At 36.5% G+C, this 14,530-nt stretch carries 12 protein-coding genes and 1 riboswitch; of the genes, 10 read left to right on the top strand and 2 right to left on the bottom strand.

Going from position 1 to position 14,530, the window contains the following annotated elements; genetic code table 11:
- Positions 1 to 49: 49 nt before the first annotated feature.
- The 10 genes from lepB (at position 50) to SRT_RS04445 (ending at position 11,409) form a co-directional block, all read left to right on the top strand.
- A complete protein-coding gene (lepB, locus tag SRT_RS04400; RefSeq protein WP_128833183.1) occupies positions 50 to 604 on the top strand; it encodes a signal peptidase I in 555 nt (184 codons plus the stop codon).
- Between the two features lie 288 nt (positions 605 to 892).
- A complete protein-coding gene (glmS, locus tag SRT_RS04405; RefSeq protein WP_128833184.1) occupies positions 893 to 2,707 on the top strand; it encodes a glutamine--fructose-6-phosphate transaminase (isomerizing) in 1,815 nt (604 codons plus the stop codon).
- A gap of 510 nt (positions 2,708 to 3,217) precedes the next feature.
- Positions 3,218 to 4,987: a PTS mannitol transporter subunit IIBC gene (locus SRT_RS04410; RefSeq protein WP_128833185.1), complete on the top strand. Its 1,770-nt coding sequence runs from the start codon at positions 3,218 to 3,220 to the stop codon at positions 4,985 to 4,987.
- A 29-nt stretch (positions 4,988 to 5,016) separates the two neighbouring features.
- Complete coding sequence (locus SRT_RS04415) at positions 5,017 to 6,969, top strand: BglG family transcription antiterminator (RefSeq protein WP_128833186.1); 1,953 nt, start codon at positions 5,017 to 5,019, stop codon at positions 6,967 to 6,969.
- Position 6,970: 1 nt separating this feature from the next.
- Positions 6,971 to 7,408, top strand: a complete 438-nt coding sequence (locus SRT_RS04420) for a PTS mannitol transporter subunit IIA (protein WP_128833187.1) — start codon at positions 6,971 to 6,973, stop codon at positions 7,406 to 7,408.
- 15 nt (positions 7,409 to 7,423) lie between these two features.
- Positions 7,424 to 8,572: a mannitol-1-phosphate 5-dehydrogenase gene (locus SRT_RS04425; RefSeq protein WP_128833188.1), complete on the top strand. Its 1,149-nt coding sequence runs from the start codon at positions 7,424 to 7,426 to the stop codon at positions 8,570 to 8,572.
- 175 nt (positions 8,573 to 8,747) lie between these two features.
- On the top strand, positions 8,748 to 9,080 hold the full coding sequence (locus tag SRT_RS04430) for a zinc ribbon domain-containing protein YjdM (RefSeq protein WP_128833189.1): 333 nt from the start codon (positions 8,748 to 8,750) through the stop codon (positions 9,078 to 9,080).
- 191 nt (positions 9,081 to 9,271) lie between these two features.
- The gene (locus tag SRT_RS04435) at positions 9,272 to 9,913 is read left to right on the top strand and encodes an amino acid ABC transporter permease (protein ID WP_128833190.1); all 642 of its coding nucleotides are present in this window, start codon (positions 9,272 to 9,274) and stop codon (positions 9,911 to 9,913) included.
- A gap of 8 nt (positions 9,914 to 9,921) precedes the next feature.
- The gene (locus tag SRT_RS04440; RefSeq protein ID WP_128833191.1) at positions 9,922 to 10,551 is read left to right on the top strand and encodes an amino acid ABC transporter ATP-binding protein; all 630 of its coding nucleotides are present in this window, start codon (positions 9,922 to 9,924) and stop codon (positions 10,549 to 10,551) included.
- Between the two features lie 24 nt (positions 10,552 to 10,575).
- A complete protein-coding gene (locus SRT_RS04445; RefSeq protein WP_128833192.1) occupies positions 10,576 to 11,409 on the top strand; it encodes an amino acid ABC transporter substrate-binding protein in 834 nt (277 codons plus the stop codon).
- Between the two features lie 120 nt (positions 11,410 to 11,529).
- Here the strand turns inward: SRT_RS04445 and SRT_RS04450 are convergent, their stop codons facing one another.
- Positions 11,530 to 12,720 carry a cation diffusion facilitator family transporter gene (locus SRT_RS04450; RefSeq protein ID WP_128833193.1) on the bottom strand — a complete coding sequence of 397 codons (1,191 nt, stop codon included), beginning with the start codon at positions 12,718 to 12,720 and terminating at the stop codon, positions 11,530 to 11,532.
- A gap of 132 nt (positions 12,721 to 12,852) precedes the next feature.
- Positions 12,853 to 14,184 (bottom strand): alanine/glycine:cation symporter family protein, encoded by a 1,332-nt coding sequence (locus SRT_RS04455; RefSeq protein WP_128833194.1) that lies wholly within the window; start codon positions 14,182 to 14,184, stop codon positions 12,853 to 12,855.
- A gap of 112 nt (positions 14,185 to 14,296) precedes the next feature.
- Positions 14,297 to 14,382, bottom strand: a riboswitch (glycine riboswitch).
- Between the last annotated feature and the right edge of the window lie 148 nt (positions 14,383 to 14,530).

A 14,530-nucleotide genomic window follows, 5' to 3' on the forward strand; every position in this document is an offset into this window, starting at 1 on the left:
TCTTCTTTAAAAAATGCTATAATAAGACCAATAAATTAAGGAGAAATGAATGGTTAAACGTGACTTTATCAGAAATATTCTTCTGGTCTTGCTAGCAGTTCTTGCTTTGCTTTTATTAAGGGTGTTTGTCTTTTCAAACTATCGGGTAAGGCAAGCAGATGCTAATAGCTTTTTGAAACCGGGAGATCTCGTTACGATTACAAAGAATGAGAAGCCTAATTATAAGGATTTTGTTGTCTATAAGGTTGCTGGTAAGGATCATATTGGCCGTATTATTGGTAAACCAAAAGATAGTGTTACTTATATGGATGATATTTTTTATCTTAATCATAAGGCTGAAGACCAATCTTATATTAATGACTTAAAAAATAAATATCATACAAAAAATGGAGAAAATCCTTTTACTGCTGATTTTTCAATTTCTAGTATTACAAAGGGAAAAGAGCAAAAAATTCCTAAGGGACAATACTTGATTTTAAATGATAATCGGACAAATAAGAAAGATAGTCGAACATTTGGTTTAATTAAGAAATCGCAAATTAAAGGAATTGTGACTTTTAGAATTTTACCACTTAATAAATTTGGCTTTGTCTCTAAAGAGTAATTGTTCTACTCAAAAAGATTAAGACAAAAATGTTATCCTTTGTAAGCATAATTATTATAACAGTTTAACGCAATGGTTGATTAGGGAGAGGAAGAGAAATGATTTTCTGCGAAATACAATTTTTCCTCCTCTCTTTTTATGTCAAAATAGACTATACCAATTTTATAGTTGACTTTATCAAAATAAAGTTATATACTGTCTTTATTGGATTTTGAAAGTCTCATTAGACTATACCAATTATAAAAATTAAGGAGGAAGTAGTAAGTTTTTCTTACTACCAATGAACTTATGTGTGGTATTGTAGGTGTTGTCGGCAATCGTAATGCAACAGATATTTTGATGCAAGGATTGGAAAAATTAGAGTATCGTGGTTACGATTCGGCAGGAATTTATGTTGTTGATCAGCCTGAAAATGGTCGTTTAATTAAATCAGTTGGACGAATCGCTGATTTGCGAGCTAAGATCGGTATTGATGTTGCTGGTTCTACAGGAATTGGTCATACACGTTGGGCCACCCATGGACAGGCGACGGAGGAAAATGCTCACCCACATACATCGGCTACAGGTCGTCTTGTCTTGGTTCACAATGGTGTCATTGAAAATTATCTCCAAATCAAAGAAGAATACTTATCAGGACATAACTTGAAAGGTGAAACAGACACAGAAATTGCTGTTCATTTGATCGGTCAATTTGTGACAGATGGTTTGTCTGTACTTGAAGCTTTCAAGAAAGCATTGCATATCATTGAAGGTTCTTATGCCTTTGCTTTGATTGATTCACAAAACCCAGATACAATATATGTGGCTAAAAACAAATCACCACTTCTAATCGGTCTAGGTGAAGGCTATAATATGGTTTGTTCAGATGCTATGGCTATGATCCGTGAAACCAATCAATTTATGGAAATTCATGATAAGGAACTTGTTGTCTTAACAAAAGATACGGCTCAAGTTTCAGATTATGATGGTAACCCTGTTGCACGTCAAGCTTATATAGCAGAACTTGATTTATCAGATATTGGTAAGGGAACCTATCCTTACTACATGCTTAAAGAAATTGATGAGCAGCCGACAGTTATGCGTAAATTGATTTCAACTTATGCTGATGAAAATGGCAAGTTAACAGTTGATCCTGCTATTGTGAAATCTGTTCAAGAAGCTGATCGCATCTATATTTTAGCTGCTGGAACATCTTATAATGCCGGTTTTGCCTCAAAATCAATGATTGAGACCTTGACTGATACGCCTGTTGAATTAGGGATTGCATCGGAATGGGGCTATAACATGCCATTATTGAGTAAAAAGCCAATGTTCATCTTGTTAAGTCAATCTGGAGAAACAGCTGATAGTCGTCAGGTCTTGGTTAAGGCCAATGCCATGGGAGTTCCAAGTTTGACAATCACAAATGTTCCTGGATCAACCTTGTCACGTGAAGCAACTTATACCATGTTACTACATGCTGGACCTGAAATTGCTGTGGCATCAACTAAGGCTTATACAGCGCAAATTGCTGCCCTTGCTTTCCTTTCAAAAGCAGTTGGAGAAGCCAATGGTAAAAAAGAAGCGCTAGAATTTGATTTGGTACATGAACTATCCATTGTCGCTCAGTCCATTGAAGCCAGTCTTTCAGAAAGAGAAGTGATCGAAAAGAAAGTTGCTAATCTTTTAGCAACATCACGTAACGCCTTCTATATTGGTCGCGGCAATGATTACTATGTGGCTATGGAAGCTTCTTTAAAACTAAAAGAAATTTCCTATATTCAGTGTGAAGGCTTTGCTGCTGGGGAATTAAAACACGGTACCATCTCTCTTATTGAAGACGGAACACCTGTTCTTGCCTTGATTTCATCTAGTGAAGCAGTTGCGGCTCATACCCGCGGCAATATCCAAGAAGTTGCTGCTCGAGGTGCCAATGTCCTGACAGTTGTCGAAGAAGGATTGGATAAGGAAAGCGATGATATTGTCGTCAATCAAGTACATCCTTATCTTTCAAGTATTTCAATGGTTATTCCAACGCAATTAATCGCTTACTATGCCTCGCTTCAACGTGGTCTTGATGTTGACAAACCTCGTAATTTGGCCAAAGCTGTTACTGTTGAATAGAACCAAATCTTAAAGCCAAAGAAAAATCCACTTGATTTTTCTTTGGCTTTTTTGACTGTTTTAAAATCTTGTATTCACAGTAAATATTGTAATGTATGAGATAAATGCTAGCTTAGTAAAAGCGACTGTAAAGTTACATAAAAGAACAAATTCCACTTTCGCTGTGGTAAAACGAATGTTGACCATCAGAGGAAATGTATGAGAGAGTCGAGGCCTTCAGTTTAAAGTTTAAAAGGAAACTTGAGAAATGCTGCTTTTTTTCGTCTCTATCATCCAATGACACTGTCGAAAAAGGTTATATATCTAAGTTTTTAGTATGTGAAAAATATTAGTAATAAAAAGGTCAGTCTCAGGCAGATTTTGTCAAATCCTATTTTTCAACTTAGTATAAAAGGAAGTTTCTTCATTTGGAGAATCAAATTTTGGCAAAATTTTTGTGCCAAAATTTGAGTTTTATTAGAAAGTGAAAAATGCTACAGTAGTATCAGAATTAAAAGGAGGGTGTTTCTGATGGAACAAAAATCGTCATTAAAGGTTCAGATCCAAAAACTCGGAACCTCATTATCAAACATGGTTATGCCTAATATTGGTGCCTTTATTGCATGGGGAGTTGCAGCATCTCTATTTATTGCAACAGGTTACTTACCCAATAAAGCTTTAGATACCAATGTTGTTGGACCAATGCTGAAATATGTGTTACCTCTTTTAATTGGTTATACTGGTGGTTACAATGTTCACAAACAACGTGGAGGTGTTATCGGTGCCATTGCATCCTTTGGTGCTATTGCAGGTTCTGCAGTAACCATGTTCATCGGTGCTATGGTTATGGGACCTTTATCAGCTTGGCTGCTGAAGAAATTCGATGAAAAGGTTCAGCCAAAAATCAGAACTGGTTTTGAAATGCTGGTCAACAACTTTTCACTTGGTTTGATTGGTTTTGCCCTGATGGTCTTGGCATTCTTTGTTATTGGCCCTGTTGTGGCGCAATTGACTGAGTGGGTCGGTGTGGGAGTTGAAGCTATTGTCAAGGTTCATCTCTTGCCTCTGGCCAACTTGATTATTGAACCAGCTAAAATTCTCTTCTTAAATAACGCTCTTAACCATGGTATCTTTACGCCGTTAGGTACCGAACAAGTGGCTAAAGTTGGTAAATCTGTTCTTTTCCTATTGGAAGCCAATCCTGGCCCTGGTCTTGGGGTGTTAATTGCTTATGCTATGTTTGGTAAAGGCTCTGCTAAATCTTCATCTTGGGGTGCTATGATTATCCACTTCTTCGGTGGTATTCATGAAATCTATTTCCCATATGTTATGATGAAACCAGCTATGTTCCTTGCTGTTATTGCTGGTGGTTTGACTGGTACCTTTACTTTCCAAACACTGGGTGCAGGTTTAACAGCACCCGCTTCACCGGGCTCAATCATTGCTATCATGGGAATGTCTCCTAAAGGTTGGGGACCTCACTTAGTTGTTCTTGCTGGTGTCTTTGCAGCAGCAGTGGCTTCTTTCCTTGTCGCTTCCATTATTTTGAAATCTGATAATTCAGATGATGATTCTCTGGAAGCTGCACAAGCAGCGACACAAGCAGCAAAGGTCGAGTCTAAAGGTCAAGCAGTCACCGAACCAAGTCTCCATTCAGATGTTACAACAGACAATATTCATCAAATTATTTTTGCCTGTGATGCTGGCATGGGAAGTTCAGCTATGGGAGCTTCTATTCTCCGTGATAAGGTCAAAAAGGCTGGTCTTGATATCTCTGTGAGCAACCAAGCTATTTCCAATCTGCAGGATACAGCTAATACGTTAATTGTGACTCAAGAAGAGCTGGCGGATCGTGCGGGGCAAAAAACACCACGAGCTGTTCATGTGGCGGTAGATAATTTCCTATCTACACCTAAGTATGATGATATTATTGCTAGTTTAACAAATGGTAATGCTAGTGGTGGTGAAAATACAGCACTTTTAGCAGAAGCAGATAGTGTAGCAATTGATCTTAACCAAATTGATGCGGTCGTCTTTGCTCACGGTGCCGCCAAAGGTTCAGCAACGATGGGGCAAGAAACCCTGCGTTCAATCTTTAAACAAAATAATGTTAAAATCCCTGTTTCAACTGCTCTTTATGATCATTTAAGTGACTACAATGCTAAAAATATTCTACTTGTTACAACAATTGCTCAGCAAGGGCAAGCACAACAAGCAGCTCCTAACGCACAAATACTTGTTGTGGATAGCCTTGTGACAACACCAGAGTATGATAAGTTAGTTGCCAGAATGCATAAGTAAAACGCATCAGAAAGTAGTATAATAGTGCTATGCTGTTAACAAAGAGAGAAGAACAATTATTGGCAGCTTTCCAAAATTATGGGAAACTGTCACTTAAACAGATGATAGATTTGCTGAAGGTATCTCAAAGAACCGTTTATCGGACAATTTCTGATCTGACAGATAGCCTTAATACGATTAATATTAGTATTATCAAAGAAAATCACAACTATTTTCTCGTAGGAGAATTAGCTAATCTGGCTAGTGTTATTAGTCTAGATACTTATGAACAGTATGAACGCTTGAATCTCATTACCTATAAGTTATTGATGAGTTTTAGTAGTATCACAAATGAGCAGCTACAGGAAGACTTTAATGTTTCTAATGTCACCATTATTCAAGATATTGCTGAAATTGAAAAGCGTTTGGCAGATTTTGACTTACGGTTAGAGCGTAAAAAAGGTTACCGTTTAGTAGGAAATCAAAATACCTTACGACGCTTATTGGCCATTTTGCTAACCAATAACCTCTCAGTTTCTGATTTTGGAGTGGGAGCATATGAGCGCTTTGAGGTCTTAGACAAGGCAAAATTAGAACTTGCGAAACAAATCTTTCGATCATCACAGGAAGACCTACCTGATTTAGATGCTAAGATGAGTGAATTTTTCATCATTCTCTTAGCCTTATCAGGTTGGCGGGATAATGAAGCAGTCGGACACAGTATCAGCAAAGTAGCTCTTGATTTTTCACAGAAAGTTTATACTGAATTTTCACAGAAAACCAATCAATTTTACAGTATTCAAGAGATTCTTTATTATGCTAGTGTTTTAGATGAGCTAGTCATTAAAAGACAGGAAACGCCGCTTTTTCATGAAAAATTTGACAGTGCTTTTTTCTATAATATTTCAAATTTGATTGATAAAGTATCTCTTTATACTAAAATTAACTTTGCTAAGGATAAAACACTCTTTCATTTTTTGTTTAATCATATTCGCTTGAATTTGGCTGTCCCTCAAATTTTTGAAGACAAGTCAAATATTACGATTGCTCATGAGGTTGTTCAAGGCAATGAACACTTACATCGTGTTGTTAGCCTTCTAGTTCAGGATATTTTTCCAAAGTATTTGCAAAGAGAATCAGAGTATGAATTAATTACCTTACATTTTGCTTCAAGTCTACGCCGCAGTCCAGATATTTATCCTATTAAGATTTTACTTTTAACGGATGAGCGTCCCTTAGCCAGAGAACTTCTCATCACACGTATTAAAACCATTGCACCTTTTGTTGATAAGGTGGTTGTCAAAGAATTGGCTCAGTATGAGACAAAGGATAAAGATTATTATAATTGTGTTTTGGCAACCAAGCCTTTAGCGGATAAAGCAGTCAAGATAGTTTCTACTTATCCTGATGCAAAAGAAATGCTGCAACTTCAAGATTATTTACAGAATGTACAGGCTCATCAAAAAATCATCATTCGTGATGAGCAGACAAATAGGCAAGGCTATAATCTACAAAATTATTTTTTGGCTACACAGCAACTTTTACAGGAATTTTCTTATCAAGAGATTGATAATCCTGCTGATTTTGAAAGAAGTGTTCCAAAAATCATTGAAACGATTGCTGCGGTTTCAGATAAGTCCTATTTGTCCAGTAAATTGTTAAGACGTTTTGCTGTGAGTCCCTTGGCTATTCCAGAGACTCATTTGGCTCTTTTGCATACACAGTCAAGTAAGGTTATAATGTCTTGTTTTAAAATTTATGATTTAAAAAGGCCTGTAACAGCCCTATCTATGAATTACCAAAAAGAGACAGTTACAAGAATTTTAGTTATGCTGACACGATTAGATGAAACAAAAGAAATGAGAGATTTGATGACGGCTATCAGTCAATCTATCATCGAAAATCATCTTTATACAGAAATTTACAAGACAGGTAATAAAGATATTATTTATCAATTATTGAATCAAATATTTACAGAAAAAATAAAGAAATTGGAGACCTAAGATGGAATTTCAAAAAGATTTAATTAAATTGAACCAACATTTTCCTGATAAGGAAGCTGCTATTCGTTTTTGTGGCCAGCTCTTAGCTGATGGTGGTTATGTAGAGCCAGCTTATATTGATGCCATGATTCAGCGCGATAAAGAACTCTCTGTTTATATGGGAAATTTTATTGCCATTCCTCATGGAACGGACGACGCTAAAAAGAATGTTCTCAAATCAGGTATCACAGTTGTTCAGGTACCGGACGGTGTTAATTTTGGAACAGAAGCTAATCCAAAGGTTGCCACTGTCTTATTTGGTATCGCTGGAATTGGTGATGAACATCTGCAAATCATCCAAAATATTTCGATTTTCTGTGCAGATGTTGATAATGTTGTTAAGTTAGCTGATGCTCAAACAGAAGATGAAGTTGTCAAACTTTTAAGTCAAGTTAATTAAAAGGAGTTGTTAATCATGAAAAAAGCAGTACATTTTGGAGCGGGCAATATTGGACGTGGTTTTATTGGCCAAATTTTATTTGAAAATGGCTTTGCCATTGATTTTGTAGATGTTAATGATAAAATTATTAATGCTCTTAACGAACGTCATTCTTATGATATTGAAATCGCAGAAGATGGCAAACGGCATATTACAGTGTCTAATGTTGCTGGTATTAATAACAAGGAAAATCCACAAGCGGTCGTTGATGCTGTGGCTGAGGCAGATTTGGTTACAACCGCTATTGGTCCTAATATTTTGCCTTTTATTGCCCAATTGATTGCCAAAGGCATTGAAAAACGTCGTGAAAATCAGAATCAAACGCCACTTGATATCATTGCCTGTGAAAATATGATTGGTGGCTCTGCCTTTCTCTGGCAGGAAGTGCAGAAATACCTCAGCGCTGATGGTTTAGTTTTTGCTAAAGATTATATTGGCTTTCCAAATGCTGCTGTTGACCGCATTGTTCCAGCTCAGGTTCATGAAGATCCCCTCTTTGTTGTGGTTGAGCCATTTTCAGAATGGGTAGTCGAAACTGCTGCTATGAAAAATCCTGATTTACAATTGTCTTTTGTTCACTATGAAGAAAATTTGGAACCATTCATTGAAAGAAAGCTTTTCTCTGTTAATTCAGGTCATGCAACAACAGCTTATACAGGTGCTTATTTTGGTGCTAAGACAGTCCTAGAAGCACTTAAAGACCAACAAGTTAAAGAGCAACTAAAGGCAGTTCTGGGTGAAATTCGCCAGCTTTTAATGGCTAAATGGCAATTTAAAGAAGATGATCTGAAAGATTATCATGATATTATTATCAGTCGTTTTGAAAATCCTTATATTGTAGATGACGTTACTCGTGTTGCTAGAACACCAATTCGTAAGTTAGGCTATGATGAACGCTTTATCCGTCCTATTCGTGAGCTGAAAGATCGTGGCTTGTCTTATAAAAATCTTTTGCAAACAGTGGCTTATGTTTTCCATTACAAGGATTCAAATGATGAACAAAGTGTTCAGCTTCAAACGCTTCTACAAGAAAAGCCTTTAAAAGCAGTTGTTAAAGAAGTGACAGAATTGACAGATACTGCTTTGATTGAAGAAATTATTGCCAGTGTTGAATCTTTAGATTAAGGGAAACTCTTATAATTAAAAGAACTAGCTCTTGCTCTGCGTTTTCTATAAGTTAGACGGTAAACTTTAACTCATAGAGTCAGTACAAGCAGCTAGCTTTTTGTTGTGATAAGACTTGCCAACTGATGAAAACTCAGGTAAACTGTTAATGGTAATCAAAATAAAAGGAGTTTGTATGTCTTTACCTAATTGTCCTAAATGTCAGTCAGAGTATGTCTATGAAGATGGTATTCTATTGGTTTGTCCAGAATGTGCCTATGAATGGAATCCTGCAGAAGTTGAGGAAGAAGAAGGACTTGTTGTCAGTGATGCTAATGGCAAACAATTAGCTGATGGTGATACAGTCACTCTTATTAAGGATCTTAAAGTTAAGGGCGCACCTAAAGATCTAAAACAAGGAACACGTGTTAAAAATATTCGCCTTGTTGAAGGTGATCACAATATTGATTGTAAAATTGATGGCTTTGGTGCTATGAAATTAAAGTCTGAATTTGTGAAAAAAATATAAGAAGAAAGCAAGTTGAATTGTCTATCTTAGAAACAAGAAATTAATGAAGATGGTTCATTCTTGTTCTTTTTTTGGTGATACAGAAATCTCCGCTTTGTTTTATGCTTATCTTTGGATGAAAATTCAATTCCATCTATAAAATTTTCTGAAAATTTGATATAATAAAAACGATTATTTTTTGAGGAGCGTGTATGTCTTATATATCAGAAGTTTTACCGAGTCTTTTAGATGGGGCGCTGATTACTTTACAAGTCTTTTTTATTGTTATTCTCTTTTCAATTCCTTTAGGAGCTATATTAGCTTTTCTTATGCAGATCCCTTTTAGACCTTTACGTTGGCTGTTAAATCTCTATGTTTGGATTATGCGTGGGACACCGCTTCTTTTACAACTGATTTTTATTTATTATGTTTTGCCGAGTGCAGGAATCACTTTTGATCGTATGCCAGCAGCTATTTTAGCTTTTACTCTCAACTATGCTGCCTATTTTGCAGAGATCTTCCGCGGTGGTATTGAGGCTATTCCTAAAGGGCAATATGAAGCTGCTAAGGTTCTTAAGTTAAGTCAGATACAGACTGTCCGCTACATTATTTTGCCTCAGGTTGTCAAGATTGTTTTACCGAGTGTCTTTAATGAAATCATCAATCTTGTTAAAGATTCTTCTTTAGTCTATGTACTTGGTGTTGGTGATTTGCTTTTAGCCAGTAAAACAGCGGCCAATCGTGACGCTACATTAGCACCAATGTTTATTGCCGGCGGTATTTATTTGATTTTAATTGGTGTTGTTACCATTTTATCGAAATACGTTGAGAAAAAATTTAGTTATTATAAGTAAGGTGAATCATGTTAGAGCTAAAAAACATTTCTAAGCAATTTGGTCAGAAGGTGATTTTTGATCATTTTAATCTAAGCATCCCTGAAGGTAAAGTCTTATCTTTGGTTGGCCCATCTGGTGGCGGTAAAACGACTTTGTTGCGCATGCTTGCAGGGCTGGAAAAAATTGACTCTGGTCAAGTCATCTATGATGATGAAGTTATTGCTATTGAACATTTGGAGCATCGCAACTTATTAGGTTTTGTTTTTCAAGACTTTCAATTATTTCCGCATTTGACTGTTTTAGATAATTTGATTTTATCGCCCATAAAGTCTATGAATGCATCGAAAGAAGAAGCGATACAAAAAGCACGCGATCTCTTGAAACGTTTAGGGTTGGAGGAACATGAAAATGCTTATCCTTACTCTTTGTCAGGCGGTCAAAAACAGCGGGTAGCTTTGGCGCGTGCTATGATGGTTAATCCTAAAATTATCGGCTATGATGAACCTACTAGTGCCTTAGATCCAGAATTAAGGCAGGAAGTTGAAAAATTAATTTTACAAAATCAAAAATTGGGTATCACACAAATTGTCGTGACACACGATATGCAGTTTGCCCAAAATATTTCTGATGAGATTGTAAAAATCAATCCAAAATAAAAAGAAAGTTTAGTAGGTGTTAAGATGACAATCAAAAAAGCAGTAGCAGCTCTCCTTACTTTTCTAGCAGTAGTAACTTTGACAGCATGTGGTAAAAAAGGAGCTGATTCTCAAGATAATTGGAAAAAATTTGAGTCGAAAAAGTCTATTACTATTGGTTTTGATAATACCTTTGTTCCCATGGGGTTTAAAGATAAGAATGGGAAAAATGTTGGATTTGACATTGACTTAGCAAATGCTGTCTTTAATGAATACGGTATCAAGGTGAAATGGCAGCCAATCAATTGGGATTTGAAAGAAACAGAGCTGAAAAATGGCAAAATTGATTTGATTTGGAATGGTTATTCCAAAACTAGGGAACGTGCCCGCAAGGTATCCTTTACCAAGCCTTATATGAAAAATGACCAAGTACTTGTCACTAAGAAGTCGTCTGGTATTACGAGCTTTGCTGATATGAAGGGTAAGGCGTTAGGTGCTCAATCAGGTTCATCTGGCTATGATGCTTTCACAGCTAATCCTAAAATTTTAAAAGATATTGTTAAAGATAATGATGCCAGCCAATATGAAACCTTTACCCAAGCCTTCATTGACTTAAAGAATGATCGTATTAATGGCCTTTTGATCGATCGAGTTTATGCTGATTATTATCTTAAGCAGGAAAAGGAACGTGATAATTATAATATTATCAAAGGAAAATATGCCAGTGAAGATTTTTCTGTTGGAGTGCGCAAATCTGATAAAACCTTGAAGAAGAAAGTCAACCAAGCTTTCAAAAAGCTTTATAAAAATGGTAAATTCCAAGCAATCTCCCAAAAATGGTTTGGTCAAGATGTTGCTTCAAATGCGGTTAAGAAGTAAGCACAATCACTCTTTCTTAAAGAGAGTTAAAAAACGAATGATTTCAGATAAAGCTTATCGGCTTATCTAAAGTCATTCGTTTTTGATTATCTTAGTTTTTTAATTATTTACTATATTATATTAAAGAATAGGGGAGACTTGATGGTAAATCATTTGCCATTTCTCATGCCGGCGCCAAAGACTGGTATGTCGATAGCTGTCTAATTCGTAAGTAATGAGTTTGGTCTTCTGGCTGATGGAAAGCATCTTAAAAGAGTTAAAATGTTTTGTTTCACTTGAGCGACTTTTTAGGAATGCTGCTTTTGTATTAACATGTCCTTTCTCATCAATTAAGATAAAAGTATCTGTTAGGAGTTGTTCATAGTCTGAAGTCTTAGTTAAAATGATTTTCTCATATTTATAAAGTTTATGATAGACATTTTCAAAAACTTCATCTTCTGGGATAGCTGCTGGCTCGACATGGATATCAATGTCATAAACATTAAACTGCTCATGTAAGAGTTTTTCGACTCTTTCTGTAATAGCATGACTTTCATAGACAGATAAATCAGGGTTCATTTCTAAAACCAAATCTAAATAAACATTGCTGCCATAAGTCCGTCCGCGTTGAGATTTTACGGCAGAAATTTTAGGGATCTCTAAAATAGCTTTTTCGTATTCTTGCAGCTGCTTATCATCAAAGCCATCAGAGAGACTAAAAGCGCTGGTCATAAAGATGTCATAAGCTGTTTTCAAAATAAGAAAGGTAATGATAATCGCAGTTATTTTATCAAGGATTAAGAGATTAAAGGTACTGGCAAGTATGGCGATAGATGTTCCTAGAGAAGTCAGGCCATCAGAGAGATTGTCTTTTGCTGCAGCCATCAGGGCGCCTGATTTTAACCTTTTTGACAACTGCTTATTGTAGAGGTAGAGAATAAACATAACAACAGCAGAGATTATTCCAACCAGAGCGCCATAAGGATCAATCTGGGCACGACTGTTGTGAATAATGCCGTTAATCGTTTCCAGCAGAACCTGAAAACCGACAGTAAACATGATAAATGAAGTGATTAAACTGGCTAGGTCTTCAATTTTCCAATGGCCAAATTTATGATCCTTATCAGCAGGCTTGCTGGCCAGATAAAGTCCAATTAAAATGGTGACATTGGCCACAATATCAGAAACATTGTTAAAGCCATCGGCTGTTAGTGAAGCAGAATGCAATAAATGCCCTGAAATCAGTTTAGCAAGTGCCAAAGTCAAATAAACAGAAATAGCGATTGTTGGACCACGCCGAGCAAGTTTAAGGTTATCAGCGGGTGTTGACATACAAAACTCCTTGGTCAATATAATAGGCTTATTATAGCATGTTTTGCTGAATTACAAAAGAAGAGAGAAAATTTGAAAATAGAAAAACAAGGTTGGGATTATTCTAACCTTGTTTTAGTTTTAATGAAGCTTTTATTTTTTACGTTTAAAATAGTTTCTTGTTTCTGCAATAATAATTGGTGATAAGGCTAATAAGGCAATAAGATTTGGTATAGCCATTAGTCCATTAACGATATCGGCAATTGTCCAGATAAGATCTAATTCTAAGAAACCGCCTAAGGCGACCATGACAATGAAAATAGAGCGATAAATACTGATGTGTTTAACCCCAAATAAAAATTCAAAACAACGCTCACCATAATAAGACCAGCCTAAGATAGTTGTAAAAGCAAACAGAACCAAACACAAAGTCAACACTAGAACACCAATATTGCCAAAGACAGTTGCAAAGGCTGATTGTGTCAGTGGAGCACCTTCAAGTCCTTTGACAGTCCATTTTCCAGTAACCAAGATAGAAAGACCAGTTAAAGTACAAATGACAAGAGTATCAATAAAGGTACCTGTCATTGAAATGAGGCCCTGTTCAGCAGGTTCATGCGTTTTAGCAGCTGCAGCAGCGATTGGAGCAGAACCTAGACCAGATTCATTGGAGAAGACACCGCGAGCAATACCATTTTGAATGGCTTCTTTCACAACAGCACCAGCAAAACCACCAACTGCAGCTGTCCCTGTGAAAGCTCCAGAGAAGACTTGTTTAATGGCAGGAATGATATGATTGTAGTGCATGAAAATGACGATTAAGGTTGCGATGATATAAGCCGCAGCCATGAAAGGAACCAATTTCTCAGAAACTTTTGAGATGGATTGAATACCACCGAAAATAATAACAGCAACAACAATGGCAATTAAGATGCTGACAATCTGCGGTGACCAATTAAAACTATTTTTCAGGGAAGCAGTAATTGAATTGACCTGAGAAAAGGTGCCGATTCCTAAAAATGCCACTAAGATACCTGCCAATGCAAAGAAGACGGCTAAGGGTCTCCATTTTTTCCCCATACCGTTCATGATATAGTACATGGGTCCACCAGATACTTCTCCGTTAGCATCCTTAGTCCGGTATTTTATAGCCAAAAGACCTTCGGCATATTTAGTTGCCATACCAAAAAAAGCTGCTATCCACATCCAAAAGAGTGCCCCTGGTCCACCAGCTTTGATTGCAGTGGCAACACCGACGATATTTCCGGTTCCAACGGTGGCAGCAAGAGCAGTAGCTAAAGCCGCAAAACTCGAAATATCACCTTCTCCTTTGTCCTCGGCAAAGATGAGTTTAAAGGCTAAAGGGAGCTTCAACACCTGCAATAATCTTAAGCGAGTACTCAAATAAATTCCAGTGCCAACTAAAAGAACTAGTAGGGGAACACCCCAGACAAGGCTGTCTAGAGCCTTAAAAAATGCTAACATATAAACTTACTTTTCTCCTCATAAACCGAAATGGAAACAAAAAAAGAGGCTGTCAATACTTGACGATACCTCTAGAGTTAGAAGATAAGAATTGCTTCAACATTCAAGATTCTTTTTCTTTTCTGTCCTTTTGCCTGAGAGTTTGAGCAAACAGCCTTGCCCCTTCGGCGCCTAGTAGGTCTCTCCAGAAGTCCGTCAATTATCAGTTATCCTAATAATGTCACTCGGTTTTATTATTTTATGCTTTTATTGTATAGAATTTTAATAAAACTGTCAATCTTTTCTGAAAATTTCAAGAAAAGAATTTAACTTTTTTGAGGTCTAAAAAATGATATAATTTGAAAGT

Origin of the sequence: Streptococcus troglodytae, from assembly GCF_002355215.1 — a bacterium.
Taxonomy (GTDB): domain Bacteria; phylum Bacillota; class Bacilli; order Lactobacillales; family Streptococcaceae; genus Streptococcus; species Streptococcus troglodytae.